Raw genomic sequence first — 26,710 nt, 5'->3', positions numbered from 1 at the left:
GACCTGCCTTCGACAGATTACTGGTTTGTGGTGTTTTACCAAGAAAAAGGACAAAACAAAGAATTTAAATCCCATTTCTCTTTAAAACGATAAATAATGAACTTTAAAAAAATAGCACTTTTAATAGGTTTGGTTGTTTCAAACTTTTCTTTTTCTCAAGAAGGAATAGCTGTTTATTCAGACTACCTATCAGATAATTATTACTTATTGCATCCTTCAATGGCTGGAGCAGCAAATTGTTCTAAAATTAGATTAACTGCACGTCAACAGTGGTTTGGAAACTCGGATGCGCCTGCATTACAAACAGTAAGTTTTAACGGAGCAATAGATCAAGATGGTAAATCAGGAATTGGTGTGATTTTATTTAATGATAAGAATGGATATCATGCTCAAAAAGGAGTAAAGGTAACTTATGCTCACCATATTATGTTTTCTAGAAGTACTACGGATTTAAATCAATTATCTTTCGGTTTAAGTGGGGGATTGGTTCAAAATCAATTAGATGAGACGACCTTTTTAAGGGATCAAAATGATTTTGATCCGATTATTGCTGGTATTTTACAGCGTTCTTCTTATTTAAATGTTGATTTTGGGGCATCTTATAATGTGTTTGATTTTTATGCACACGTAACTGTTAAAAATGCTTTATTTCAAAGTAGAGGTTTGTATACTAAATATGAGTCTGATAATTTGAGAAAATATTTAATGAGTTTTGGTTATAACTTTGGGAATTCAAGAAAACTTCTTTTTGAACCATCAATATTATTTCAATTGACTGAAAGAACTAAAGAAAAAGCGTTAGATGTCAATATGAAAGTTTATAAGCCAGTAGATTTTGGAAAAATCTGGGCAGCTCTTTCTTATAGAAGAAGTTTTGATGGAGCGCAATATGTTGATGGAACAGAAATCAAAGATCAAAAATTACAATATATAACTCCTATTTTAGGTGTAAACTATAAGAAGTTCATGTTTGCTTATACATACTCAAATGTAATGGGTGATATTAAGTTTGATACTGGAGGTTTTCATCAAATTACACTGGGATATGATTTTGGTTGTAAGAAAGAAAAATACGACTGTAACTGTCCAGCAATTAATTAATAATATATGTCCCGATTTATTCGGGACAATTTTTTTAAATCATGGTAATAAAAGAAGTTAACGGAAAATATCCTAATATTCCTGCTGATTGTTTTGTTGCAGAAAATGCGACTATTGTTGGAGATGTTACTATAGGAGAGTCTTGCAGTATATGGTTTAATGCAGTTGTGAGAGGTGATGTTAATTTTATCAAGATAGGAGATAAAGTAAATATTCAAGATGGAGCAGTTATACATTGTACATATCAGAAGCATCCTACTTTAATAGGAAATAACGTTTCAATTGGTCATAATGCAATTGTGCATGGATGCACTGTCCATGATAATGTATTGATTGGAATGGGGGCTATTGTTATGGATAATTGTGTAATTGAAAGTAATTCTATCATTGCGGCAGGATCAGTTGTTACTCAAAACACAATTGTTGAATCAGGTACTATTTATGCTGGTATACCAGCTAAAAAGGTCAAAGATATTGACCAAAGTGATTTTGCAGGCGAAATTGAGCGAATTTCGAACAATTATGTGATGTATTCCAGCTGGTTTAAATAAAAGTAACTCGATTAATAGCCCCGATAGTAGCGACATCCTTTTTTGTAGTCTGAGGTTTTCGAAGACACCAAAAAAGATATAGCGGAAAGCGGGATGTAATTTGTGTAAAAGGATAAGGTCTTTGCTTCTAAAAATCTTTATAGGATACATTGTTAGAAAAACCTAAAATATTTTTTAGCACTTTAGGATCGCTATTTGCATAGAAGATGTTTTGACTTTTATGCTCATTAACATTTAACAAATCATTTTTTTCTAAAACTGCTTTTGTTTGTTTTGCAACGGCTTGCCCTGAATCTATAATTCTAACATGTTTTGGAATGATTTTTTCTATTTCAGGGATTAGATAAGGGTAATGACTACATCCTAAAACCAAATAATCTATGTTGGCTTTAATCATCGGGCGGAGGTATATTTTTAGAAGATTACGCATTTCTTCCGAGTCAATTTTACCTCCTTCTATTAACTCAACTAAACCATAGCCAACTTGTTCAAGAATGTTAACATTAGTTAAGTTCTCTACTTGCTTGTTAAACAATTCACTGTTTAGAGTTCCTTTTGTGGCTAAAATTCCAATAGTTTGTGTGCTAGATTGATTAGCTGCAGGTTTTATTGCAGGCTCTATTCCTATAAAAGGAACGTTATATTTTGTTCTTAACTCATTTATAGCATTAGTCGTTGCTGTGTTACAGGCTACAACAATAATTTTGCAGTTTTGTTCTAGCAGAAATTCTACATTTTTTGCAGATAAATCTATTATTTCTTGCTTTGTTTTTTTGCCATAAGGGGCGTTTTTACTATCAGCTAAATATATTGTATCTTCATTTGGAAGTAAATTGTGAATTTCTTTCCAAATTGAAGTGCCGCCAATTCCGGAATCAAATAAACCAATAGGTTTTGTACTACTCATAAAACAAATGTAAAAAAAAACTGCGCTAGTTTTTAGCGCAGTTTTTAAAAAAATATTGTAAGTAATTAGAATTTTAATTCTTTTTTCACATCTTCGAATAAATTTGGCCCATCAGCTAAGATCAAACTTGCAGAGTCCATCACATATTGATATCCTTTTGCTTTTGCTACTTTGATGATAGCTGCTTTAGCTTTATCCATAATAGGTTTAACAATTTCCATTTCTTTGTCTTGTAATTGTTTTTGAGCAGAATCTCTATATTGTTGGATGCGTTGTCCCATATCTTGCATTTCTTTAGCACGAGTCTCGTTTATAGCATCAGTTTGAGTGCCAGCTTCACCTTCGTACTTTTTCATTTTTGTTTGGTATTCTGTTACCATTGTAGAATATTCACCATCAAAAGTCTTGCTTAATTTTTCTAACTGTGCTTTTGCAGATGTCATTTCTGGCATTTTTGACAATAAATCATTTACATCTATATGAGCTGTCTTAGCTTGAGCATTCATTTGGCTAGCTCCTAACATCATTACTGCTGCAATAAGTAAAGTTTTAATCTGTTTCATCATTTTTAGTATTAGTGTAATTAATTTCTAATTTTTGTTCTCTATTTTAATTTGTTTTAGTCTCTTTGGCTTTTTTTGCCGCAGCTTCTCTTTCTTCTTGTACTTTTTTCTTTTTTTCTTCTAACGCTTTTTTTCTTGCTTCAAAAGCTTTTTTATTATCTTCAATTGTTTTTAATCTAGCTGCTTCACGTGCTTTTTTTATTGAGTCAAGTGCTATTTTTTTGTTTTCAACTTTGTTAAAGTTTTCTAATTGAGTGTCAATAACAGGTTGTTTTGAAGATGTAGAATCAATTGTTGTGCCAGTTTTTTTACCTGCACGTTCTTCAAGAAGTTTTTTTCTTTTTTCCTCGTATTCTCTCTTTTTTTGTGCTGCAGAATTTCTTCGGTCTTCTATCACTTTATTACGAAGCGCTTTCTTTTCGTCAAGAAGTCTTTGTCTTTCTGCTAAGCCAGGGTTGTCTGCAATTTCATCTTGTTTTTCTTGCTTTTCTTCGAGTGCTTTACGTTTTTTATTGCTAAGCTCTTCTCTTTTTTCGGCACGAGTGATTACTCGAACAATTTGATCGCTAATATCAAATCTTTTTGCAGAAAAAAGCATAGTCAAGTCAGATGATTTATCAAAAATAAAATCATATTGTTTAGCTTCGGCAATATCTTGTACAGCATTGAAAACTTGATCTTGTACTGGTTTTATGATTGATTCTTTTTGTATAGCAAGATCCCCGCGTGGGCCAAATCTTTTTTGCTGATAATCTAATAATTCAGCTTCAAGAAATTTGATTTCTCCTTCTCTTTCTTCTATTAACTCTTTTGTAAGTAAGGCTTTTTCATTCTTAAGCCCTTCTTTAAGTTTACTGATGTCATTTTTTTTGACTTCTATATCCTGCTTCCATTTTTGAGCTTTTTGCTCTAATTGTGTTGCAGCTTCTTTGTAGTCAGGAACATTCTCTAGGATATAATCCATGTCGATATATCCAATTTTTACACCTGCTTTACTTTGTGCACTAGATAAATTTGTAGCTACAATAGTAATAACGAATAAAAATATTTTTTTCATAAAACAGTATTTAAATGTTCAAAGACTATTCAAATATAATTAAAATTGTTGACCAATTATGAAATGCGTTTCCCAGCCATTTTTAACATTTGTTCCAGGTATTGCATCAAAACCATGACCAAAATCAATTCCCAATAACCCAAATGCAGGCATGAAAACTCTTAAGCCAACGCCTGCTGAACGTTGTAAGTTAAATGGATTGTATTTTTTAAAGTCAGGGTAAGCGGTACCACCTTCCAAAAATGTTAATGCATAAATAGATGCGGCTTGTTTCAATGTAATAGGATAACGTAATTCTAATGTAAATTTATTGTATATAGTAGCTCCAATTTGTTCTCCATTAGAATTTACTGGCGTTAATGAATTGTTAGGGTAGCCTCTTAGTTGGATTGTTTCTCTACCATCCATAGAGTAATTTGCCATTCCGTCTCCACCTAAATAAAAACGTTCAAATGGAACCAGTCCTCTTGCTTGATTATAAGCTCCCATAAATCCAAATTCTCCAAGTGTGCGAAGTGTAAGTTTTTCATAGATAGGAGTAAACCATTCAGCCTTAAATTTAATTTTGTAGTATTCCAACCAATTAAATTTCTTTTGATCCACTTTTGATATATCAGCATCAGCTTTGTCGTAACTGTCAACTGCATAGTATCCTGTTTGCCCATTGCTATTGGTTCCAAATGCTATATAATCTCCTTCTTGAGCTGTATATCCATTGTCGTTTTCAATTGGGTAGATTCCTAATGTTGAAGTATATTTTCTTTTATAAGCTTCCTCATTTTTTAGATTTGCATAATCAACTCCATTAAATAAAGAGTATGGTAACGTAAATTTACCCGTTAAACTGAATTCAGAACCATAAGTTGGAAATATAGGGTTTAAACCTTTGTTGTTTCTACTTAATCCAACAGTATAAGAAAGGTTTCTTGAGTTTCCGTTTCCAAATGTGAATAATCCAACATTATAATTTTTTAAATCATAGTGTTGATAACTAATTGCTTGTGATAATACGAAGAAATCATCAGGAACTTTTAATCTTTTAGCTAAACCAATTGAAGCAGTAAATATATTAAAGCTTTTTGTTTTGTCAACTCTACCAGTTGCAAAGTTGTTTGAAAACTGTTTGCTATAAGAAAGTGAACCTGAAAACTGCACAGGCTTTTTTCCTCCGAACCATGGTTCAGAGAATGAAAAACTATAGGTTTGGAAATAAGTACTAGCTTGTAATCTTAATGCTAATTTTTGGCCATCCCCCATTGGTAGAGGTTTATAAGAATCTTTTTTGAATATATTAGATAAAGCAAAGTTGTTAAAAGATAATCCTAAGGTGCCAATAAATCCACCGCCACCATAACCTCCTTGAAGTTCTATTTGACTAGCTCCTTTTTCTACTAAATTGTATTTTATGTCTACTGTTCCAGCTGCAGGATCAACATTTTCGAAATCAGGTTTAATAGCTTCAGGATCAAAAAAACCAAGTTGTCCTAATTCGCGAATAGTTCTAACGAGAGTTTCTTTACTATATACATCGCCGGGTTTTGTACGTAATTCACGATAAATTACTTTGTCATTTGTTTTGTCATTTCCTACAACAGATATTTTATTGAAATATGCGAGCGGTCCTTCCACAATTCTAATTTCCATATCAATAGTGTCATTAGCCGTGCGAATTTCTACTGGATTGATATTTGAAAATAGATAACCATTGTTTTGATATAAGTTGGTTAAATCATTACCGTCAGGTTTAGATTGATCTGCAATTCTCTTTTGTAATAATATTCCGTTGTAAGTGTCGCCTTTTTGTATCCCTAAAACTCTTGATAAAACTTGATCAGTGTAAACAGTATTACCTAAGAAATCAATATTTCCAAAATAATATTTGTTACCCTCTTCTATGTTTAATTTAATTGTAACGTTGTTTTTTTCTTTGTTGTAGTTTACTGTGTCATATTTAACACGAGCATCTCTAAAACCATTTTCTTTATACTTATCAACAACTGATGCAAGGTCTTCTTTGTATTTTTCTTTTATGTACTTTGAAGATTTAAAAACATTTAGAATTCCTTTTCTAAAAAAACCTTTTTGTTTCGTATTCTTCATTGCATTCCTAACTTTTGCATCTGTAAGTTGTGAATTGCCCTCAATAATAATCTTTTTAATCCTTACTTTCTTTCCTTTGTCAACATTTACAAGCATATTAACATGGTTTATAGTAGAGGTATCTTCAACAGTAGTTATGTGTACTTTTGTATTAAAATAACCTTCCTTTTTATATTTGTTTTCAATATAATATTTGGTAGTTGTGAGAAGATTTTCGTTTACAATTTTTTCTGGTGTTAAACTGTTATCTTTAATTAGACTTTCAACGGCGCCTTTTTTAACACCAACAATTTTAACTTCTTTTAATTTTGGCAGTTCAGTTAAATGTAAATTTAGAGAGATACTATCACCTTCAATGTTGTCAACATAAAAGTTTACATCGTTATATAGACCTAAACGCCAAAGTTTCTTTATTGAGTTGCTAATTTCTTCGCCAGGGACTGTTATTTTTTGACCTTTTTCAAGACCAGCAAATGTAACAATGGTTTGCTCATTATAAGTTACCTTGCCGGTAACAGTTACTTTTTTCAATATGTAAGGCTTGCCTTCTTCAAAAGAAAGTCTGTCTTGAGCATTTACGTTATATGAATGACCGAAAAATATGAATAACAATGCTAATTTAACACTGTTTTTTATACTTAATAATTTATTTAATTTGTTCACTTGTTTTTCCAAATCTGCGTTCTCTTTTTTGATAGCTAATAATTGCTTCATATAAATCCTCTTCTTTAAAATCAGGCCACAATACGTCTGTGAAATAAAATTCTGCGTAGGCAATTTGCCAAAGTAAAAAATTACTTATACGATGTTCACCACTTGTTCTTATTACTAAATCGACATCTGGTAAATTGTGCGTGTAAAGATGATTATTTAATATCGATTCGTCAATACCATCAATTGAAATTATATTATTTTTAACTTTATCTGATATTTTTTTAACAGCATTTAAGATTTCTTCTCTTGAGCCATAGCTTAATGCTAGAGTTAGAGTCATTCTACTGTTATTTTTTGTTTTGTCGATTACCTCCATTAATTCTTTTTGAACTCCTTTAGGTAAGGTTTCTAAATTGCCTATGGAATTTAGTCTTATATCGTTTTTAACTAAAGTTTTAAGTTCTTTTTTTAGAGAAGAAATTAGAAGTTTCATTAACGTTTCTACTTCAAGTTTTGGTCTATTCCAATTTTCAGTAGAAAAAGCATAGAGAGTAAGGTTTTCTATGCCTAGGCGAGCACAAGCTTCAACTGTAGTTCGCACAGATTTTGTCCCATTTTCATGGCCAAAAGCACGTAGCATACCCTTCTGTTTGGCCCAGCGACCATTACCGTCCATTATTATGGCCAGATGTTTAGGTAGGTTTTCTGTGTTAATTTTGTTTAATAAGCTCATTCTATTTATCAGAACAAAAACATGGTTTTTGTCCAAAGGTATATGTTAATGTTGCTCCGGTAAATACATACCAGTCTTTACTATTTATGTTTCCAAATGCATATTGCTTCAAAGTATTGTTTTTAGGTAAGCTGCCATCAATATCATCTGTGAATGTGTATCTAGCCCCACTTTCAATACCTAAAACAAAACTGTCAGAAATTTTCATTTTAACACCAACAATCATTGGTATAGCCAATTTCCCTTTATTGTCTTCATTGAAGTATTTTTTATTAACTACATATAAGTTGTCGGATAAAAAATAACTTAGACCTGATGAAATGTATGGTGTGGCAATAAAACCAGTTTGGTGCAGGTCGAAATCGAAAAAATCAAACTCAAAACCAGCTGAAAACTCTGTTATAGTATTTTTAAATTGTAACCCTCTTTCTTTTCTTCCTTCAACTTCAGAGTCTAGATCATTACCTGAAATTTTAGCATGAATGATAGATGCTCTCCACGAAAATCTTGGACTTTTATTCCATTTGTACAAAATACCAAAAGCAGGTTCATTGGGTGAAATGTAGGTTGTTTTTCCAACATCCCCAATAAAATTACTTCCTCCAGCAAAAACACCTAACTCGTGAATTTGTGACTGGACAATATTATAGCTTAATAATAAGGTGATTATGTAAAAAAAGTTCTTCATTTTTATAACAGGTTGCAAATATACTAATTATGGGCACTAAACAAAGTAAAACTTTCATTCTACAATAAAAGTTCTGTATTTTTATTTTAGTTAAACGAAAAAGAAAGTGTTGTAGTATTTGTCTATGTTTTAATTACGTTTATCTTCACCAAAAAGAAGTTTGTTTCTTAAAGTTTTTAGAAATGTTTCTTCAGTGATTTCTACCATATTAATTTTAAAAGGTGTCTTTTGAATTGTAAGTACACTCTCATTCTTTACAGAGGTTATTCTTGAGTCTAATGAAACCAAATAATTTTCCTCTCGACCAGTTACTTTAAGTTTTAAAATAGTGTTGTCAGGAATTACCATTGGTCTTGCGTTTAGATTGTGAGGAGCAATAGGAGTAATTACAAAACTTGCAGTGTCAGGAGTTAAAATAGGTCCTCCACAACTTAACGAATATCCAGTCGAACCTGTTGGGGTAGAAATGATAAGACCATCAGCCCAATAAGAAGTAAGTAATTCGTCATTAAGGTATGTCTCAATAGTAATCATTGAAGTGGTGTCTTTGCGACTCACTGTGATTTCATTCATTGCAAAATTTATCTCTTGTAGAGATTCAATTTCAGGTGAACTCGTTACACTTAGCAATGTTCTTTGAGAAATCTTATATTCTTTATTAATAATTAGTTTTAAAAAGCGCTCTATATTTTCTTGTTGAACATTTGCCAAAAAACCTAATCGTCCTGCATTAATACCAAGGATAGGAATTTCAGAGTCTCTGACATAAGTGGCGGCTCTTAAAAAAGTTCCATCTCCACCAATACTTAATAACATATCATATGTATTGTCTAGATCGGTGTGGTTTGAGAAAGTTGGCAAGTCAATTGTGATAGCCTTGTTTTCTTGCAACATTTGTAAAAAGTTTGCTTCAATTGTAAAGTCAACCTTATTTATTTCAAGAAAATGCAAAAGTCGCTCCATGATGGGCGAAGTAGTGTTTTGATAAAATTGTCCAAAAATCGCTACTTTCATAAATTACATATTAAGGTATCGGTCTAAATAATCAGAACGTTCTTTTAAGGTTTTTAAATAATCATCTTCTTGATGTTCAGAAATGATTTCGTATTCATAGCGACGAAAAGTTTGAATGATTTCGTTTATTCCACCTTCGGCAATTTTAACTGTTATTTGAACTTTGTCAGTTTCTATATTTGATAAAAAAGCACCTAATACTTTGCTGTTATTCCCTTCAATTATTTGTGCAATTTGACTAAAAGAGTAGTCGTTTATTCCTTTTTCAACAATAATAACAGCTCCTAATTCTTTTAAGAAAGGAGTTTCATTAAATACCTTTATTACATCTTCTAGTTCATAATATCCAATAAAATTGTTTTGATCATCAAGAACAGGGAGTACTGTTGTTTCGTTTTTAGCAAAATCATCTAGAACGTCTAGTAAAACAGAATATTTTCTTGTAAAGAATCCTTCAAAAGTATATTTGTAATCGGATAATCTTTTTGAAGAATCGAAGTTTTCTATATCTTCTGATGATACGCTGCCTATAAAAATGCCATTTTCTAAAACGGGGAAGTGAGAAAAGGGTAAATCAAGAAAAAAATCTTGGACAACAGCAATACTTTCCTGTATGTCAAGAGGTTTTAAATCTTGTGTGATATAGTCTGCTAAATTGGTCATAATGAATTGTAGTAATCTCCTGCAAAATAATTAAAAAATAAGATAACAGCCTTGTTTAAGTTCGTATTTTTGTCAAATCATTTAAAAATGACGTCAAAATGACAAGTAATAACTGTAAGTTAAGTGTAAATATTAATAAGATTGCCACTTTAAGAAATTCCCGAGGAGGTAATACACCAAGTGTGGTTGAAGCTGCAAAAAGAATTCAAGGGTTTGGCGCACATGGTATTACAATTCATCCTCGACCTGATGAAAGACATATTCGCTATCAAGATGCAAGAGATCTAAAAGATGTAGTTTATACCGAGTATAATATTGAAGGAAACCCCCAGCATAATTTTATTGATTTAGTGTTAGAGTGTAAGCCTACTCAAGTTACATTGGTGCCTGACGCTATTGGTGCGTTAACTTCGAATGCAGGATGGGAAACAATAACTCACCAAGCTTATTTAAAAGAGGTAATTGATGAGTTCAAAAGAAATGGAATCCGTACATCTATATTTGTTGATCCAGTGTTGCAAATGGTTGAAGGAGCAAAAGAAACAGGAACCGATAGAATTGAATTGTATACTGAGGCATTTGCGCATCAGTATGGTTTAGGAAATAAGGATGGAATCCTTCCTTATGTAGAAGCGGCAAAATTGGCAAATGAGTTAGGTTTGGGGATTAATGCAGGGCATGATTTGAGCTTGGAGAATATTCAGTTTTTTAATCAAAATATTCCAGGATTAATGGAGGTTTCTATTGGTCATGCTTTAATTTCTGAGTCTTTGTATTTAGGATTGGAGAATGTGGTGAATATGTATTTGCAAAAACTTAAATAATATGTTACTGCATTCAAATATAATAGGAGAAGGAAGACCATTGCTTATTATTCACGGTTTTCTTGGTATGTCTGACAACTGGAAAACGCTTGCTTCTCAATATGCAGAGCAAGGATTTCAAGTCCACACTTTAGACTTGCGCAATCATGGTAAAAGTTTCCATTCTAATGATTGGGGGTATGATTTTATGGTGCAGGATGTGGTGGAATATTGTCAATTTTATCAATTGCAAAAGGTAGATGTAATAGGTCATTCAATGGGAGGAAAGGTAGTCATGTTGTTAGCGACAAATTATCCTGACTTGGTTGATAGATTAATCGTTGCAGATATTGGTCCGAAATTTTACGCACCCCATCATCAAACAATTTTAGCGTCATTGAATGCTGTCGATTTTTCTAAAAAACCTTCTCGAGCAGAAGTTGAAGAAATTGTTTCGGGATATATTCATGATTTTGGAACACGTCAATTTTTATTGAAGAACCTATATTGGAAGGTGCCTGGACAATTGGATTTCAGATTTAATTTGAAAGTTTTTACTGAAAATACTTCTGTGATTGGAGATGCTTTACCATTCGAAAATCATTTTGAGAAAGAAACTTTGTTTGTAAGAGGAGATAAGTCTGATTATATTCTAGATTCTGATTTTGAGACTATTTATCATCATTTTCCGAATGCTAAAATTGAAACTGTTTCAAATGCAGGTCATTGGCTTCATGCCGAAAATCCAAAAGAATTTTTTGAAAAAACGGTACATTTTTTGAAGAGCTAATCGAAAATATTAAATAAAATGAATTTATTAAAAAAGCTACTTATTTCAACAATCATTGTATTGTTATTATCTTATTTTTTAAAGCCTGGAGTGCAAGTAGATGGAATTACAACTGCCTTGATCGTTGCTGTGGTTTTAGGTCTTTTGAATACTTTTGTTAAACCAGTTTTGGTGTTCTTTACACTTCCAATTACTTTTTTTACATTAGGATTGTTTCTGTTGGTAATTAATACAATAATGGTTTATGCTTGTGATTACTTAGTTGACGGATTTGAAGTAAACAGTTTTCTTACAGCAATGCTTTTTAGTATTCTTTTGTCGGTTTCGCAATGGATACTTTACAAGTTTATAAAAGACTAAAAATTAACGATTTAAATTTGAGTTAAATAAAATTTGTTGGGTGGTATAAATTATGTAATTTTGCCACCCAAATTTAGTATGTAAAAAACGTATATAATGAATATTACAAAAACCAATATCGATGCGTTAAACGCAGTGGTAACTGTAGAAGTTGCAAAAAATGATTACGCTGATAATGTAGAGAAAGTTTTGCAAAACTACCGTAAAAGTGCTAACATTCCAGGTTTTAGAAAAGGAGCTGTGCCAATGTCTTTAGTGAAAAAACAATATGGTAAAGCTGTTTTAGCTGAGGAGGTTAATAAAGTATTACAAGAAAGCTTAAATAAATTTTTAGTTGATGAAAAGTTAGATATTTTAGGAAATCCTCTTCCTAAATTCACTGAAGATTTCAACTGGGAAGCCGAAGATTTTAAATTTGAATTCGAATTAGGTTTAGCACCTCAATTTGATGTTAAATTAGAGGGTAAAAACAATTTAACATATTTCAAAATTGTTGCTGACGACAAAATGCTTGATGAGCAAGTTGTAAGAATTCAAAAACAATTTGGTAAAATGATTTCTAAAACTGAAGTTGCTGAAGGAGATGATATCCGTGGTACTTTTGTAAACGAAGAAAAAGGAATCAATGCACCTGCTCAAATTACTTTAGATATTTTCAAAAGTAAAGCAGCGGTTAAAGCATTCATTGGCAAAAAAGCTGGTGATGTTGTTACTATTGGAACAAAAGGATTATTTGACGATGATCACAAATTAATGGATTATTTGCAAGTAGGTCATGATGATGTTCATGGTTTAGATATTAATGTAGATTTCAAAATCGAAGAAGTAACAACTAGCGAGCCTGCAGAATTAAACCAAGAATTATTTGATAAATTATTTGGTGCTGGTGTTGTATCATCTGTTGAAGAAGTAAAAGCTAAAATTAAAGAAGATGCTGAAAAGCAATTTGCTCAACAAGCAGATCAAAAATTCTATAATGATGCAACTTCATTCTTAATTGAAAACAACCAAGTTGAACTACCTGCTGCATTTTTGAAAAGATGGATTCAAACAGTAGGTGAAAAACCACTTTCTGCAGAAGAGGCAGAGGCTGAATACAATAAGTCTGAAAACGGTTTACGTTACCAATTAATTGAAAGTAAAATTATTACTGACAATAATTTACAAATCAACTTTGAAGATTTAAAAGCACACACTGCTGACGTTATTAAAAAACAAATGGCTCAATTTGGTCAAACAAACCCAAGTGATGCTGATGTAGATGGAATCGTTGCGCGTGTAATGTCTAATCAAGAAGAGGTGCGTCGTTTGTCAGAACAAGTTATGAGTGAAAAAATGCTAAACTTGTTTAAAGAAAAATTAAACGCAAAAACTAAAGAAGTTTCTTTTGATCAGTTTGTTAAAGAAATGTACGGAGAATAATTTTCAAAAAATCATTATATTTGAGCGTCAGATTTTAAATTTGACGCTTTTTTTATAGACAAAATGACATATTTTCAAAAAGGTACGAAATTTGCTACATTGTCTTAATGATTTAGATAAACAACCTCTTAAATACGTTAGCATGAACTACGGTAAAGAATTCAAAAAATTTGCAACAAAGCATCACGGAGTTAATAGTATGTACTATGACAAAATTGTTGGCAGTATGACTCCGTATATTATAGAAGAGCGTCAATTGAATATTTCACAACTAGACGTTTTTTCACGCTTAATGATGGACAGAATTATCTTTCTTGGAACAGGAGTAGATGATTACATGGCTAATATCATTCAAGCACAGTTATTGTTTTTAGAAAGTGTAGATGCTTCTAAAGACATTCAAATTTACATAAACTCTCCTGGAGGGAGTGTGTATGCTGGTTTAGGTATTTATGATACGATGCAGTATATTAAGCCAGATGTAGCAACTATTTGTACAGGAATGGCAGCTTCTATGGGGGCGGTTTTATTGTGTGCAGGGGCAGAGGGTAAACGTTCTGCATTACCTCACTCAAGAGTAATGATTCATCAGCCATCAGGAGGTGCACAAGGTGTAGCTACAGATATGGAAATCAACTTAAAAGAAATGTTGAAATTAAAAGATGAACTATATCAAATCATTGCAAAACATTCAAAACAAACGTTTGATAAAGTATATAAAGACAGCGAACGTGATTATTGGATGATTGCAGATGAAGCAAAAGAATACGGAATGATCGACGAAGTATTAAGAAGATAATTCAGGTTTAGTTTTCTTTTCAGTTTTAATGCTGTCAAAAAAACTTCACTGCTTACCAAATAAAAATGGCAAAAGAAATATTAGAATGTTCTTTCTGCGGAAGAAAGAAACCCGAAACCAACCTTTTGATTGCTGGAATCAATTCGCATATATGTGATCGTTGTATTGAGCAGGCTCATGGAATTGTTTTGGAAGAATTAAGAGCAAACGGTATTGCAAAAAACACAACCGATTTAGTTTTAAAAAAACCAAAAGAAATCAGAGCTTTCCTTGATAAATATGTTATTGGTCAAGATCAAACAAAAAAAGTCATGTCGGTAGCAGTATACAATCACTATAAAAGATTGATGCAGCAAGATCATGGTGATGATGTTGAAATCGAAAAAAGTAACATCATTATGGCTGGGCAAACAGGTACAGGGAAAACTTTAGTAGCTAAAACTATTGCGAAAATGCTTGATGTACCTTTAGCAATTGTTGATGCAACAGTTTTGACTGAAGCAGGTTATGTGGGAGAAGATGTGGAAAGCATTTTAACAAGATTGTTACAAGCTGCAGATTATGACGTTACTAAAGCAGAAAGAGGAATTGTATTTATTGACGAAATAGATAAAATTGCTCGTAAAAGTGATAATCCATCAATTACAAGAGATGTTTCTGGTGAAGGAGTTCAACAAGCTTTATTGAAATTATTAGAAGGTACAGTTGTGAATGTTCCACCAAAAGGAGGGAGAAAGCATCCTGATCAAAAATTTGTTGAAGTAAACACTAAAGATATTTTATTTATCGCTGGTGGAGCCTTTGATGGTATTGAACGTATAATCTCAAAACGTTTGAACCGACAAGCAATGGGCTTTAGTGCATCTAAAGAGACAGATAAAATTGATGAAACTAATTTATTACAATATATCATACCAAAGGATATTAAAGAATTTGGTTTGATCCCTGAAATTATTGGTCGTCTTCCAGTTTTAACACACATGGATCCATTAGATAGAGCTACATTACGCGCTATTTTAACAGAACCTAAAAATGCTTTAATCAAACAGTATAAGAAATTGTTTGGTATGGATGGGATTGAATTTTCAATTACAGATGAAGCTTTGGATTATATTGTAGATAAAGCCTTAGAATATAAACTTGGAGCTAGAGGTTTACGTTCTTTGTGTGAAGCAATCTTAACAGATGCAATGTATGAAATTCCTGGATCTGATGAAAATGAATTAGATATTGACAAGCATTATGTTGAAGAAGCTTTGACAAAAAATTTATTAAAAAGATTAGAAATAGCATCATAAAAAAATCCCGCTTCAAGCGGGATTTTTCATTTAAAATAATAACATCCTTTTATTTAAGTATAACAAACTCAGTTCGTCTGTCTGCTTCAAAATCATTCTCATTACAGTTGTCACCGCAGTTTGATAATGGTTGTGATTTACCAAAACCTTTAGCTAAAAGTCTTGACGTATTGATTCCTTTTTTTACTAAGTATTTTTTAGTTTCTTGAGCTCTTTTTTCAGAAAGTGTCATGTTATATTTTTCACTTCCTCTTGAATCTGTATGTGCGTTAATAGCAATTTTCATTTCAGGATTTGCTAATAAAACGTCAACAATTTTGTTTAAGGATAAAGTTGATTCAAGTTTAAGGGTAGCTTTGTTGTAATCAAAATAAATATTCTCAATAACTATTGCTTTTTCTGTTATTTCAGCTTTTTTCTGTTGCATTTCAATAGTAAGCATTGAGTTACTGTTGTCTGTTGAAAAAGGTTTAGATGAATCTAAGTAACCATCTTTTTTAGAAACAATTGAATAGTTTTCAATAGGAGAGACTTCAAAACTGTAATTACCTTCAGGAGAGCTTTTTTGTGAGCTTATTTCCTGTCCTTCCTCGTCAAGAAGTGTTATAGTTGTATTTGGTAAGGCAATTTTTGAGTTTTCTTCGATAGTTTTTCCTTCTATTTTTATAATGTTCTTTTGTAAATCAAACATATAAATATCATAAGAACCAAGCCCTGAATCTTTATCAGAAGAAATGTATCCTTTGTTTTTAGAAGCTAATATAAAAGCAACATCATTAGCGCTTGAGTTTATTGTTTTGCCTAGGTTTAAAGGAGAAGAAAAACTATTTTTCTTTATTCTAGAAACAAAAACATCAAAATTTCCATATCCATCATGACCTGTAGAAGAGAAGTACAATTCTTTTTCTGTAGAAACATAAGGGTATTTTTCATCTCCAGAAGTGTTTACTTTACTTCCAAGGTTTTGTGGATTTACAGGCATCCCATTTTCTTCGATATCTGCTACATATAAGTCAAATCCTCCTTGTCCACCCGGCATGTTTGATGAAAAGTATAACTTTTTTCCGTCTGGTGAAACACGTGGATCTTCAATAGAATACTCTGCACTGTTAAAGCTGATTGCACTTTCTTGAATCCAAGTACAACGACATTCTTCGTCAAAGATTCTCTTGTATAATTGATAGTTTTTTGGATTTTTCTCGTCACTTTTAGTATAGTATACTATTTTTTCATTGGGAGAAAATGTCAATCCTCCTTCATTACCTTTAGAGTCTAATACTGATGCAAAGAAGTATGGTTTAGATAGATTACCATTTTTATCTATACTCATGCAGTACAGACTGTTGTAAGGTAAATTAGTTTCAGAGTCTTTTCCAGCACCTATTGCTCCAGTTCTTCTAGATGAATACATGATGTATTTATCCATGAAAAAAGTTGATCCAATTTCTGATTGTTTGGTATTAACATTAGTACTGCTAACACTATATGTATCTTTTAATTCAGAAATAGTTTTTGTTTTGCCGTAGCTTACAGGAGTATCAGGTAAAAAAGAACCCTGAGCGTTTATAGTAGTATTAAATAAAAAGAACAATACAATTGAAAAAGTTGTCTTTTTCATAATTTTAATGGGTCTGTGTTTGTGTTTTTGAAAAATTTCGCACAAAACTACAGGTGTGACTGAGTTTTATTCAATTTAATTGTTGAAATACACAAAAAAATCGATGAAATGCACTTTTTTGATTTTTTGAAAAGCTTTTTTGCCTGAAAAATAGCCAATTAGCTGTTTTGTAATGAAAGAAGTTGTTCTAAATAATCTCGATTATTTGAAAGTCTAGGGATTTTATGTTGGCCACCTAACTTGTCTTGATTTTTTAACCAATCATAAAATAAATTTTCACGAGCAATGTTTATTGTTAGTGGATTGAGAGTCATGTTGTTATATCTCTTTGCTTCGTAGTCCGAATTTAAGGATTGAATATTTTGGTCAAGTAATTCACTAAATGTAGACAAATCTTCTGGTTTCTTTTTGAATTCTATAATCCACTCGTGAGCTCCTTTTTCTTTTCCATTCATAAAAACAGGAGCAACTGTATAATCGACTACTTCGGTATTGGTTAGTTTACAGGTTTTAGCTAAAGCTTGATCCGTATTTTCAATCATTAATTCTTCGCCAAAAACATTAATATGATGTTTAGTTCTACCTGTAACTTTAATACGATATGGTTTAAGAGAAGTGAATCGAACAGTATCGCCAATAAGATATCTCCATAAGCCAGAGTTTGTTGTGATAACCACAGCATAGTTTTTATTCAACTCGACTTCTGCTAAACGGATTACTTTTTGATTTGGTGTGCCAAATGTATCCATTGGAATAAATTCATAAAAAATCCCATAATCTAGCATTAACAGTAAATCGTTCGAATTGTTTAAGTCTTGAATAGCAAAGAAACCTTCCGATGCGTTATAGATTTCATAATACTTGAACTCATTTTTAGGTAATATACTTTTGTATTGCTCTCTGTATGGATCGAAACTTACACCACCATGGAAATAAACTTCAAGATTAGGCCAAATTTCAAATAAATTAGTTTTCTTAGTTTCTTCTAAAATTTTATTCAATAAAACCAACATCCAAGAAGGAACACCAGCGAAACTGGTTACATTTTCTCTTTTTGTCTCATTTACAATTGCCATTAGCTTGGTTTCCCATTCACTCATTAATGATGTTTTGTTGCTGGGTGTACTACTAAATTCTGCCCAAAAAGGCATATTATCAATTAAAATGGCCGACAAATCTCCAAAATAGGTGTTGTTGTCTTCGTACAATTGTTTGCTTCCTCCTAGTCTAAGGCTTTTTCCAGTAAATAATTGTGATTCTTCGTTGTTGTTAAGATAAAGGCAAAGCAAATCCTTTCCAGCTTTATAATGACAATCTTCAAGAGCTTGTCCACTTACAGGGATAAACTTGCTTTTTGCGTTTGTAGTTCCGCTCGATTTAGCAAACCATTTAATTGGTTCATTCCAAAAAACATTTTGTTCTCCTTTTCGAGTTCTTTCTATAAAAGGTTCTAAATCTTCATAACTCGATATTGGAACTCTTTCTTGAAAAGTATGATAGGTTTTTACAGAACTAAAATCATATTGTTTGCCTAATACGGTATATTCAGTTTGACGAATTAAATTCATAAGTAATTCTTCCTGAACTTCATTAGGATATTTTAAAAACAACTCTATTTCGTGAATGCGTTGTTTTAAAACCCAAGAAGCAATAGAATTTATTATAGGTAGAGGCATTTTTTAATTATGAATTTAACGTTATGAATTATAACTTTACCAAAAATAGAAATTAAATATAAAATATAAAATCAAAATCACAGATGATTTACGAAGGAGTTTTAACCAAAATGCAAACCGAATTTGCCAATCCAATTCAATATTATTTAGTTTTTGAAAACAGCTTTTTAAATGTAAATCAGTTACTTGGAAAAGAATTGGAAATTTCTTTTCAAGGCTATCAATGTTTAGAATGTGGAAAAAAGAAAAAAATATTTCGACAAGGATTTTGTTATGACTGCTTTATGGGCAGCGCTTCGGCTGGAGATTGGATTATGAAACCCGAATTAAGTACTGCTCATTTAGATATTGAGGATCGTGATTTAGAATATGAAAAAAAGGTTCAATTGCAACCTCACGTTGTTTATTTGGCGGTTTCGAGTGAAGTTAAAGTAGGGGTTACAAGAAAGACTCAAGTACCAACTAGATGGATTGATCAAGGAGCTGAACAAGCCATTCCAATCGTTGAGGTTCCTAATAGGTATTTAGCGGGTATCACTGAAGTGGCTTTGAAAGATCATTTTGTAGATAAAACCCACTGGCAAAAAATGCTTAAAAATGAAGTGCTTAAGACGGATTTGTATGACGAAAGGTTAAAAGTTAAAAAATGGCTTCCTAAAGAAGTTGAAGAATATTTTGACACAACTAAAGAAGAACTTTTCGAATTGTTTTATCCTGTATTACAGTATCCAAATAAAGTTGCTAGTTTGAATTTAGATAAATCAACAGTTTACTCAGGAAAGTTGTCTGGTATAAAAGGGCAGTACCTCATTTTTGAAGATGGCACTGTTTTTAATATTAGAACTTTTGAAGGATATGTTGTGAAGATTGAAATATAAAAAAGCTCCTTTACAGGAGCTTTTTTATTATGGTGTTTGTTGTGCAGGTTTTTTCTTTTTAAATAAACCTTCAAGAACTTGATTGGCTGTGTTTTTTACTGCATCTTTTTTTGGTTCAGTAGTTTTAGTGGTATCGGCAGTATTCTTTTTGCCGCCTAAAATGTTACTTAAAGCTCCTGTTCCTTGGTTTAGAAGCTTGTCTTTTTGCATTTGTACGATTTGAGAAGCTAAATTTGTTGTAGCTTGTTTCATATCAGTACTTATTTTTGGACTTTTGAAGTTTCCAGTCATTAATGCTGTGATAGGAACACTTTCAATTTTTGCCTGATCAGCTGGAGTTAGTTTGCTTAGAAGTTTATTAACATCTCCGCCTAAATATTTTGCAGGGACATCCATCTTGATGTTGTATTTCATATTTTGGTCAAAACCATGAGCTCCTCCAACTTCTGCATTAATGTCTTCGTATTTTATTTTAAAAGGTTTCACTACTACTTTACCTTCATCAAAAGAAATAGCTGCTTTAATGTCGTTTAAATTCAGTTTTTTCATATCGATAAACTTAAATTGAGAAGTTAATGCTGTAAGCATTTCAGAATTATTAGAGTTTATAGAAGATGATAATAGTTGGCCCAATAAATCTCCAGTAAGAGAAGATAAAACAGGAGTCATTTCTACTGAATCAAGATTACCGTTAAGTTTGATAGTAGAATTTAATTTACCACTAATTGCACCTGCAATTGGAGCAATAGCTTTAAGCATGTCTAATTGTGTAAACGATTTTCCAATATCAACTTTGTCTAAGTTTAAGTTCATATTGAATTTAGGTGTTTTTTCTTTGGTAGAAACTACCCCGTTAAATCCTATTTGTCCGTCAAAAATATCTGTTCTTACATCCTGAAGAGTTACTGCTTGATCTCTTATGATCATTTTTCCAACCACATTTTTCAGGGTTAAATTGTCATAAACAACAGTATTTGCTTTTGCACTAACAGCACAATCTAAAAACGCTGGAATTTTTACGGCTTCTTTTTTCGCTGTACTTCCTGAACCTGATTTTGATGAAGATTCTTCTGCAGGTTTTTTAGCAGATGCTGATGCTGGTTCCATGAAATCTGCAATTAAAAACTGATTAGAGTTCATGTTGAAGTTTCCTTTCAGAATTTGGTTTCTAAATAAAAAACCATAAAAATTATCTAATGTTCCGTTCACATGAATGTCAGAACCACCAGTTTTCATGTCTAACTGGTTTAATTTGATTTGACTAGTATTGAAAGCCACAGCAGCTTTTTGAATTTGAACTGGTTTAGCCATTTCTGGACCAGCATAATTAAATCCAGTTAATGTCATCATACCAGAGTTTTGTATGTTTTGGTATTGACTTTTTTCTACTGATTGCATATCGAATTTAGTCGTTACATCTGCATTTAAAATTCCAGATAAAGGTTGGTCTAATTTTACAGGATACGCTTTAGAAAAATTAGAAAGATTAATCGTTCCCTTTAATGATGCATTTACTAATGCGTTTGTTATGGCGTTTCTAATATTTGCTTTGGCACTAAAAACGTCTTGATCAATTTTAAATGATAGCTTGTCAAGGTTTACATAAGTATCTTCTATTAATCCTGTTTCGTTGATTATTTTAGTGTCAATTATAATGTTTTGTACCGATTTTGGTAAATCAGGGTATTGGAATGAAGCATTGTTTGATGCGATAGCAATGTTAAATTTAGGAACTGTGTTGTCTGTTAATTGTCCTTTTACTTTTCCGTTTACTGTAAAATCGCCCGAAGTTTTTACTGTTTCAATGTTGCTTGCATAAGCTGCTGGAATTAATCCTAAGAAATTTTTAAATGATGAAGTAGGGGTTTTGAAAGTTAAATCATAATCCTGTCCTGATTCTAAAAGTTGGATGAATCCATTAAATTCTAGAGGGAGCTCATTAATCTTGGCTTTATTGTCTTTAAAAGTGTACTTGCTTTTCTTTAAATCGATACCTAAAATTGCGTCAAGACTAATCGCTACATTTTTCATGTAGGTCATCTTATCCATGTCTAACGATATTTTAGTAGTCGATTTAGTATCCAAGTCTAAAACTTCCGAAGCAAAATTTCCTTTTCCAGTATGGTTTAATTCGCTTAAAACCAATTTAATTTTAGAACGCTCATCATAGTATTTGAACTTGAAGTTTTCAACTTCATAATTCTGAATGTTCATAGCAAAAGGTTTGCTTTCTTTTGTTTCTTCTTCTTTTGGTTTGTTGTCTTTAATGGCAATATCAAAATTTCCAATACCATCTTTATTAAAAAGAATATTTGCCTTTCCATTTTTTACAGAAATTGCCTTTAAGTTCATTGGCTCGTTTTCACCATTAAACAATTCAGTAACCGACATTTGAAGGTTTAATTCCTCAAAAGCAACTAAAGTATCTCCCACAAAAGGTGCTTTGTTTATGATAACAAGCTTTTCTATTCCCATATTTGCATTGGGGAAGTTTTTAAATAAACTCAAAGTAGCATCGTCAAAAGTTACCTTTGCATCAACATTTTCGTTAATACTTTGTTCGATTTTTGCTTTAATCTGATCTTTAAAAAAGATTGGAATAGCGGCTAAGGCTACGATGGTAACTAACAGAAAAACACCTATGCCTATAAAAATTTTCTTTTTCATTGCTATTGAATTTATGTTTTAGAATTGGGTTTTTTTAAGATTGTACTTCTTACAAAAATAACATTTATGACGTATTAATGATGTAAAGTTTTCATAAAAAAATCCGTTCTAAATTTAGAACGGATTTGTGAGTTGAATAGTATTTAGTTTAGTTGATATTTACTTCAAAAGGCATAATGGCTTGCACACCTTTTTTAGAATTTAGACTTTTTATGTTTTGAATCATTTGGTAGTTTTCTTCGCCTAATTCTTCTTTAAGGATCATTTCAGTCGATTGGAATAAACCTAATGAACTAAAGAAACCGTTTCCACCAAATAAATAATCGATATCTTTTTCATATTCTGGAAAGTCGATTGTAACAAAATCTTTCGCTTTCACTAATGATGCTGCATAGGCTATGGCATCGTCCATACCACCAATTTTATCTACCAATCCTAATTTTAATGCATCTGTTCCGCTCCATACTCTACCTTGCGCAATAGCATCTACTTGTTCAAACGTCATTTTACGACCTGCAGCCACTCTGCTAACAAATGTTTTGTAGATATTTTCTACACCTTCTTGAGTGAAGTTTTTGAAATCATTGTCTATTGGTTGGAAAGGATCGTAACCGCCAGCATTTTTATGGGTTTCTACCATTTCAGAATTGAAACCATATTTTGTAGCTATGCCATGTAAATTTGGCAGCATCCCAAATACGCCTATAGATCCTGTAATTGTTGATGATTCCGCAAAAATTTTATTTGCATTACATGAAATGTAATAACCGCCAGAAGCGGCTAAGTTACCCATAGAAACTACTACTGGTTTTACTTTTTTTGTCAATTCGATTTCTCTCCAAATCAAGTCAGATGTTAAGGCACTTCCTCCAGGACTGTCTACTCTTAAAACAATGGCTTTAATATCGTCATCTTCACGAGCTTCTTCTAACGCACGACGCATAGAACCTTCGCCAATTTCATTTACATCTCCTTCGCCACTTTTAATTTCGCCTTGCGCATAAATAATCGCAATTTTATCTTTACTTGAAAAAGTTTCGTCTTCGATTGTGCTTTCTGCATAATCTAAAATAGAAATTTTATTATAATTTTCTTTTTCATCTTTTATACCAATTACATTTTTGATGTAATCATGGTATTTGTCTTCGTAAGCAACAACGTCAATTAATTTGTTGTCTAAAGCTAATTGTGGTGTTCTTGCAGACAAATCAGAAGCAATACTGTTTAGTTTTTCAACTGAAATATTTCTTGATTTAGAAATATCTTCTACAATTGAGTTCCAAATTGAATTTAAAAATACTGTGATTTGTTCACGGTTTTCTGGGCTCATAGAGTTAGTTAAAAATGGCTCAACAGCACTTTTGTACTTTCCATGACGGATAACTTCCATTTTGATTCCAGATTTATCTTGAAAATCTTTCATGTATAAAATTGAACTTGAAAGACCTTTAAAGTCAAGCTCGCCTACAGGATTCAAAAACACTTTTGAGGCAACAGAATTTAGGTAATATTCCTTTTGTGACATTACATTGCTATAAGCTACAACAAATTTGCCTGATTTTTTGAACTTTTCTAGTTCATCACGTAGCGCTTTTGTTTGTGCAACGCCGAGATTAAGTGGGTTGTTAAGTATAGAAATCCCTTCTATTTTATTATCGTTTGCTGCTATTTCAATGGCTTTTAATACATCTGATAAACCATCTTTTTTGGCTTTGTCATTTAGGAAAGGCATATCTTTATAGTTGAACTTTCCTCCATAATCGTTTGTGACTTTAGCTAAATCTAATTCAATAACCGATTTATTTTTTACTTCAACTTTTTCTTCTCCCCCAAATACTAATCCAAGGAAAATTATTCCAACGAAAAATAAAAAGATAAAAACAAAAATCCCGATAACGGTAGATAAAATATTCTTTAAAAAATTCATGTTATATTATTTTTTACTGATTAGTAGCTTTTTTTAAAAAATGTTACATAAAAAATAGTTATTAACAGCTTCAAGAATATCTTCTAATTCTACAATTCTTTTTAGTTATTTTGTGCCAGTTATGAGTGGCCAAAAAAAGGTAGTTCTTTCTTTAGGAAGTAACATAGGGAATAGATTAGAAAATATTCAAAATTGTATCCAATTAATTCATGAGAATATTGGGTTGGTTTTGCGTGTTTCAAAACTTTATGAATCTCCAGCGTGGGGGTTCGAAAGTGATGCTTTTTACAATTGTGCACTACTCATACATACTTCTTTTTCTGCCGAAAAAATTTTAAAGAAAATAGGAGTTATTGAAAAAGAATTAGGTAGGGTTCGTAAAAAAACAGAATCTTACGAGGCAAGAATTATTGATGTTGATATAATTATGATTGAAGATTTAGTAATTCAATCTGAACATCTAATTATTCCGCATTCTCAAATGCAAAATAGAAAGTTTGTTTTGCTTCCTATGCTAGATTTGAAAGTTGATTACCAACATCCAGTTTTGCATCAATCAATAGAACAACTTTATAAAAATAGTAATGACACTAGTGAATGTGTTGCTGTCGAGGATTTGATTTTGCCAACAAAAAAATACAGCGTTAACTTACTCAATTATATTGCTATTGAAGGGAATATTGGAGCAGGGAAAACTACTCTAGCTGCACGTATTTCAGAAGATTTTAATGCGAAACTGGTTTTAGAACGCTTTGCTGATAATCCTTTCTTGCCTAAGTTTTACAAAGATCAAGGGCGTTATGCCTTTCCATTAGAGATGTCTTTTTTAGCTGATCGTTACCAACAGTTGGCAGACGATTTGTCTCAATTCGATTTGTTTAAAGATTTTGTAGTTGCTGACTATCATATATTCAAATCTTTGATTTTTGCTAAAGTAACGCTGCAAGAAGATGAGTTTAGATTGTATAAAACATTGTTTGATATAATCTATAAAGAGATGCCAAAACCTGATTTGTATGTTTATTTATATCAAAATACGGATAGACTTTTAAAGAATATCAAGAAAAGAGGTAGGAGTTATGAGCAAGAAATTCCTGCTGAATATCTAGAGAAAATTAATCAAGGCTATCTTGATTACATAAAAACACAGACAGACTTAAATGTATTGGTCATCGATGTTTCTGAATTTGATTTTGTCAAAAAGCAAACAGATTACATTAAGATTCTTGATGCAATTCAGGAGAAACTGGATAGTTAAACTGTTTTAAGTTTACAAAATAAATCCCAAATTACAATTCCTGTGCTTACAGAAATATTTAAAGAATGCTTGGTTCCTAATTGTGGAATTTCAATAGCGCCATCGCATAGTTTTACAGCTTCTTGATTTACACCAAAAACTTCATTGCCAAAAATTAAAGCGTATTTTTTATTGTTTTCAGCTTTGAAGTTATCCAGAAAAATAGCTCCTTCAACTTGTTCGATTGCAAACACATCAACGTTTTGCGATTTTAAATCCTGTATTACTTCAAGTACATCTTTCTTGTATTCCCAAGTTACAGTATCTGTAGCGCCAAGAGCAGTTTTGTTGATTTCTTTGTTTGGAGGAGTGGCAGTAATACCGCAGAGATAAATCTTTTCAATTAAAAAAGCATCTCCTGTTCTAAATACTGAACCAATATTGTGTAAGCTTCTAATATTGTCTAGAATTACAATAATTGGAGTTTTTTCTGCTTGTTTAAACTCATCGATAGATTTTCGCTCTAATTCGCTATTCTCAATTTTTCTCATGCCACAAAAATAAATAAAAAAAGCTCCCTTAAAAAGAGAGCTTTTATATAATAAGTAAAATTAATTAGCTTTTTTGAACATCCATTGCTGGTTTAACAGCTGGAGCATTTACAGTTCCTTTAATAGTTAAAACTTTTGAAGGATTTACTGTAGCATTAGAAGTAATAGTTACGTTTTTAGTGAACGCTCCAACTCTGTTAGTGTCATACTTAACACCAATAACAGCTTTTTGGCCTGGCATGATAGGCTCTTTAGGGAAAGTTGGAACAGTACAGCCACATGAACCTACAGCATTGCTAATGATTAATGGTTTATTGCCATTGTTTGTTAAAACGAATTCGCGTTTTCCATCAGCATTTTGTTCGATTGTTCCATAGTCAATAGTTTCATTTTCAAAAACCATCCCTACGCCATCAACCTTAGGTAAAGCCTCTGCTTTAGCTTTTTTAGCTTTTTTCTCAATTTTAGTTTTTGCAGCAACTTCTTGTGCATTAGCATTAAAAGTTCCAAAGAAAGCTACAGCAGCAACCATTAATAATATTTTTTTCATAACGTAATTTTTTTGTTAAGTAACAAATGTATAAATAATTTTAATTGACAATTAAGATTAACTCTAAAATTGTTGTTAAATATTTTAAACAAATATTAGGCCA

The 26,710-nt window shown here is 31.7% G+C and carries 24 protein-coding genes; 10 read left to right on the top strand and 14 right to left on the bottom strand.

Features of this window, described 5'->3' with window-relative positions:
* Window positions 1–96: 96 nt before the first annotated feature.
* Both BUC09_RS07965 and BUC09_RS07960 read left to right on the top strand, forming a co-directional pair.
* A complete protein-coding gene (locus tag BUC09_RS07965) occupies window positions 97–1,101 on the top strand; it encodes a PorP/SprF family type IX secretion system membrane protein (RefSeq protein WP_073310346.1) in 1,005 nt (334 codons plus the stop codon).
* Between the two features lie 41 nt (window positions 1,102–1,142).
* Window positions 1,143–1,652, top strand: coding sequence for a gamma carbonic anhydrase family protein (locus BUC09_RS07960; RefSeq protein WP_073310344.1), 510 nt, complete (start codon window positions 1,143–1,145; stop codon window positions 1,650–1,652).
* Window positions 1,653–1,779: 127 nt separating this feature from the next.
* On the opposite strand, the gene murI is transcribed toward BUC09_RS07960, so the two are convergent.
* From murI to BUC09_RS07920, 8 genes are all read right to left on the bottom strand, one after another.
* Window positions 1,780–2,559, bottom strand: a complete 780-nt coding sequence (gene murI, locus BUC09_RS07955; RefSeq protein ID WP_073310342.1) for a glutamate racemase — start codon at window positions 2,557–2,559, stop codon at window positions 1,780–1,782.
* A gap of 65 nt (window positions 2,560–2,624) precedes the next feature.
* Window positions 2,625–3,122: an OmpH/Skp family outer membrane protein gene (locus tag BUC09_RS07950; protein WP_073310415.1), complete on the bottom strand. Its 498-nt coding sequence runs from the start codon at window positions 3,120–3,122 to the stop codon at window positions 2,625–2,627.
* A gap of 46 nt (window positions 3,123–3,168) precedes the next feature.
* Entirely contained in the window at window positions 3,169–4,179 is a 1,011-nt protein-coding gene (locus BUC09_RS07945; RefSeq protein ID WP_073310341.1) for an OmpH/Skp family outer membrane protein, read from the bottom strand.
* A gap of 39 nt (window positions 4,180–4,218) precedes the next feature.
* The gene (locus BUC09_RS07940; protein ID WP_073310339.1) at window positions 4,219–6,993 is read right to left on the bottom strand and encodes a BamA/OMP85 family outer membrane protein; all 2,775 of its coding nucleotides are present in this window, start codon (window positions 6,991–6,993) and stop codon (window positions 4,219–4,221) included.
* The gene (locus BUC09_RS07935; RefSeq protein ID WP_073310338.1) at window positions 6,926–7,666 is read right to left on the bottom strand and encodes an isoprenyl transferase; all 741 of its coding nucleotides are present in this window, start codon (window positions 7,664–7,666) and stop codon (window positions 6,926–6,928) included. Before BUC09_RS07935 ends, BUC09_RS07940 begins: the two co-directional genes overlap by 68 nt.
* Window position 7,667: 1 nt before the next feature.
* On the bottom strand, window positions 7,668–8,354 hold the full coding sequence (porG, locus tag BUC09_RS07930) for a type IX secretion system protein PorG (RefSeq protein WP_073310336.1): 687 nt from the start codon (window positions 8,352–8,354) through the stop codon (window positions 7,668–7,670).
* A 129-nt stretch (window positions 8,355–8,483) separates the two neighbouring features.
* The gene (locus BUC09_RS07925) at window positions 8,484–9,368 is read right to left on the bottom strand and encodes an NAD kinase (protein WP_073310335.1); all 885 of its coding nucleotides are present in this window, start codon (window positions 9,366–9,368) and stop codon (window positions 8,484–8,486) included.
* A gap of 3 nt (window positions 9,369–9,371) precedes the next feature.
* On the bottom strand, window positions 9,372–10,031 hold the full coding sequence (locus tag BUC09_RS07920) for a CBS domain-containing protein (protein WP_073310333.1): 660 nt from the start codon (window positions 10,029–10,031) through the stop codon (window positions 9,372–9,374).
* A 98-nt stretch (window positions 10,032–10,129) separates the two neighbouring features.
* Between BUC09_RS07920 and BUC09_RS07915 the strand changes: the two genes are divergently transcribed.
* From BUC09_RS07915 to clpX, 6 genes are all read left to right on the top strand, one after another.
* Entirely contained in the window at window positions 10,130–10,855 is a 726-nt protein-coding gene (locus BUC09_RS07915) for a pyridoxine 5'-phosphate synthase (protein ID WP_073310331.1), read from the top strand.
* A gap of 1 nt (window position 10,856) precedes the next feature.
* The gene (locus BUC09_RS07910; RefSeq protein WP_073310329.1) at window positions 10,857–11,624 is read left to right on the top strand and encodes an alpha/beta fold hydrolase; all 768 of its coding nucleotides are present in this window, start codon (window positions 10,857–10,859) and stop codon (window positions 11,622–11,624) included.
* A gap of 18 nt (window positions 11,625–11,642) precedes the next feature.
* Window positions 11,643–11,984, top strand: a complete 342-nt coding sequence (locus tag BUC09_RS07905) for a phage holin family protein (RefSeq protein WP_073310327.1) — start codon at window positions 11,643–11,645, stop codon at window positions 11,982–11,984.
* A gap of 96 nt (window positions 11,985–12,080) precedes the next feature.
* The gene (gene tig / locus BUC09_RS07900) at window positions 12,081–13,406 is read left to right on the top strand and encodes a trigger factor (protein ID WP_073310326.1); all 1,326 of its coding nucleotides are present in this window, start codon (window positions 12,081–12,083) and stop codon (window positions 13,404–13,406) included.
* 142 nt (window positions 13,407–13,548) lie between these two features.
* A complete protein-coding gene (clpP, locus tag BUC09_RS07895; protein WP_073310324.1) occupies window positions 13,549–14,205 on the top strand; it encodes an ATP-dependent Clp endopeptidase proteolytic subunit ClpP in 657 nt (218 codons plus the stop codon).
* A 65-nt stretch (window positions 14,206–14,270) separates the two neighbouring features.
* The gene (gene clpX, locus BUC09_RS07890) at window positions 14,271–15,503 is read left to right on the top strand and encodes an ATP-dependent Clp protease ATP-binding subunit ClpX (RefSeq protein ID WP_073310322.1); all 1,233 of its coding nucleotides are present in this window, start codon (window positions 14,271–14,273) and stop codon (window positions 15,501–15,503) included.
* 49 nt (window positions 15,504–15,552) lie between these two features.
* On the opposite strand, the gene BUC09_RS07885 is transcribed toward clpX, so the two are convergent.
* Both BUC09_RS07885 and BUC09_RS07880 read right to left on the bottom strand, forming a co-directional pair.
* Window positions 15,553–17,121 (bottom strand): OmpA family protein, encoded by a 1,569-nt coding sequence (locus BUC09_RS07885; RefSeq protein WP_073310321.1) that lies wholly within the window; start codon window positions 17,119–17,121, stop codon window positions 15,553–15,555.
* Window positions 17,122–17,279: 158 nt separating this feature from the next.
* Window positions 17,280–18,797: a GH3 auxin-responsive promoter family protein gene (locus BUC09_RS07880; RefSeq protein ID WP_073310319.1), complete on the bottom strand. Its 1,518-nt coding sequence runs from the start codon at window positions 18,795–18,797 to the stop codon at window positions 17,280–17,282.
* 83 nt (window positions 18,798–18,880) lie between these two features.
* On the opposite strand from BUC09_RS07880, the gene BUC09_RS07875 reads away from it, so the two are divergent.
* Window positions 18,881–19,675, top strand: coding sequence for a DUF2797 domain-containing protein (locus tag BUC09_RS07875; RefSeq protein ID WP_073310317.1), 795 nt, complete (start codon window positions 18,881–18,883; stop codon window positions 19,673–19,675).
* Window positions 19,676–19,702: 27 nt separating this feature from the next.
* Here the strand turns inward: BUC09_RS07875 and BUC09_RS07870 are convergent, their stop codons facing one another.
* Complete coding sequence (locus tag BUC09_RS07870; RefSeq protein ID WP_073310315.1) at window positions 19,703–22,342, bottom strand: AsmA-like C-terminal region-containing protein; 2,640 nt, start codon at window positions 22,340–22,342, stop codon at window positions 19,703–19,705.
* Between the two features lie 148 nt (window positions 22,343–22,490).
* Window positions 22,491–24,269: a signal peptide peptidase SppA gene (gene sppA, locus BUC09_RS07865; protein WP_073310313.1), complete on the bottom strand. Its 1,779-nt coding sequence runs from the start codon at window positions 24,267–24,269 to the stop codon at window positions 22,491–22,493.
* 121 nt (window positions 24,270–24,390) lie between these two features.
* Here sppA and folK point away from each other — a divergent pair, with 121 nt between their 5' ends.
* Complete coding sequence (gene folK, locus BUC09_RS07860; RefSeq protein ID WP_073310311.1) at window positions 24,391–25,527, top strand: 2-amino-4-hydroxy-6-hydroxymethyldihydropteridine diphosphokinase; 1,137 nt, start codon at window positions 24,391–24,393, stop codon at window positions 25,525–25,527.
* Here folK and BUC09_RS07855 read toward each other — a convergent pair.
* Window positions 25,524–26,057 carry an RNA methyltransferase gene (locus BUC09_RS07855; RefSeq protein WP_073310309.1) on the bottom strand — a complete coding sequence of 178 codons (534 nt, stop codon included), beginning with the start codon at window positions 26,055–26,057 and terminating at the stop codon, window positions 25,524–25,526. The genes folK and BUC09_RS07855 overlap by 4 nt on opposite strands.
* Before the next feature lie 64 nt (window positions 26,058–26,121).
* On the bottom strand, window positions 26,122–26,607 hold the full coding sequence (locus BUC09_RS07850) for a DUF1573 domain-containing protein (protein WP_073310307.1): 486 nt from the start codon (window positions 26,605–26,607) through the stop codon (window positions 26,122–26,124).
* Between the last annotated feature and the right edge of the window lie 103 nt (window positions 26,608–26,710).

The organism is Flavobacterium terrae, from assembly GCF_900142035.1.
GTDB lineage: Bacteria > Bacteroidota > Bacteroidia > Flavobacteriales > Flavobacteriaceae > Flavobacterium > Flavobacterium terrae.
This window is presented reverse-complemented; position numbering and strand designations above follow the sequence as displayed.

Coding starts and splice junctions, on each gene's coding strand:
- BUC09_RS07965 (WP_073310346.1), top strand. CDS start 97: ATGAACTTTAAAAAAATAGCACTTTTAATAGGTTTGGTTGTTTCAAAC.
- BUC09_RS07960 (WP_073310344.1), top strand. CDS start 1,143: ATGGTAATAAAAGAAGTTAACGGAAAATATCCTAATATTCCTGCTGAT.
- murI (WP_073310342.1), bottom strand. CDS start 2,559: ATGAGTAGTACAAAACCTATTGGTTTATTTGATTCCGGAATTGGCGGC.
- BUC09_RS07950 (WP_073310415.1), bottom strand. CDS start 3,122: ATGAAACAGATTAAAACTTTACTTATTGCAGCAGTAATGATGTTAGGA.
- BUC09_RS07945 (WP_073310341.1), bottom strand. CDS start 4,179: ATGAAAAAAATATTTTTATTCGTTATTACTATTGTAGCTACAAATTTA.
- BUC09_RS07940 (WP_073310339.1), bottom strand. CDS start 6,993: ATGAAGCAATTATTAGCTATCAAAAAAGAGAACGCAGATTTGGAAAAA.
- BUC09_RS07935 (WP_073310338.1), bottom strand. CDS start 7,666: ATGAGCTTATTAAACAAAATTAACACAGAAAACCTACCTAAACATCTG.
- porG (WP_073310336.1), bottom strand. CDS start 8,354: ATGAAGAACTTTTTTTACATAATCACCTTATTATTAAGCTATAATATT.
- BUC09_RS07925 (WP_073310335.1), bottom strand. CDS start 9,368: ATGAAAGTAGCGATTTTTGGACAATTTTATCAAAACACTACTTCGCCC.
- BUC09_RS07920 (WP_073310333.1), bottom strand. CDS start 10,031: ATGACCAATTTAGCAGACTATATCACACAAGATTTAAAACCTCTTGAC.
- BUC09_RS07915 (WP_073310331.1), top strand. CDS start 10,130: ATGACAAGTAATAACTGTAAGTTAAGTGTAAATATTAATAAGATTGCC.
- BUC09_RS07910 (WP_073310329.1), top strand. CDS start 10,857: ATGTTACTGCATTCAAATATAATAGGAGAAGGAAGACCATTGCTTATT.
- BUC09_RS07905 (WP_073310327.1), top strand. CDS start 11,643: ATGAATTTATTAAAAAAGCTACTTATTTCAACAATCATTGTATTGTTA.
- tig (WP_073310326.1), top strand. CDS start 12,081: ATGAATATTACAAAAACCAATATCGATGCGTTAAACGCAGTGGTAACT.
- clpP (WP_073310324.1), top strand. CDS start 13,549: ATGAACTACGGTAAAGAATTCAAAAAATTTGCAACAAAGCATCACGGA.
- clpX (WP_073310322.1), top strand. CDS start 14,271: ATGGCAAAAGAAATATTAGAATGTTCTTTCTGCGGAAGAAAGAAACCC.
- BUC09_RS07885 (WP_073310321.1), bottom strand. CDS start 17,121: ATGAAAAAGACAACTTTTTCAATTGTATTGTTCTTTTTATTTAATACT.
- BUC09_RS07880 (WP_073310319.1), bottom strand. CDS start 18,797: ATGCCTCTACCTATAATAAATTCTATTGCTTCTTGGGTTTTAAAACAA.
- BUC09_RS07875 (WP_073310317.1), top strand. CDS start 18,881: ATGATTTACGAAGGAGTTTTAACCAAAATGCAAACCGAATTTGCCAAT.
- BUC09_RS07870 (WP_073310315.1), bottom strand. CDS start 22,342: ATGAAAAAGAAAATTTTTATAGGCATAGGTGTTTTTCTGTTAGTTACC.
- sppA (WP_073310313.1), bottom strand. CDS start 24,269: ATGAATTTTTTAAAGAATATTTTATCTACCGTTATCGGGATTTTTGTT.
- folK (WP_073310311.1), top strand. CDS start 24,391: ATGAGTGGCCAAAAAAAGGTAGTTCTTTCTTTAGGAAGTAACATAGGG.
- BUC09_RS07855 (WP_073310309.1), bottom strand. CDS start 26,057: ATGAGAAAAATTGAGAATAGCGAATTAGAGCGAAAATCTATCGATGAG.
- BUC09_RS07850 (WP_073310307.1), bottom strand. CDS start 26,607: ATGAAAAAAATATTATTAATGGTTGCTGCTGTAGCTTTCTTTGGAACT.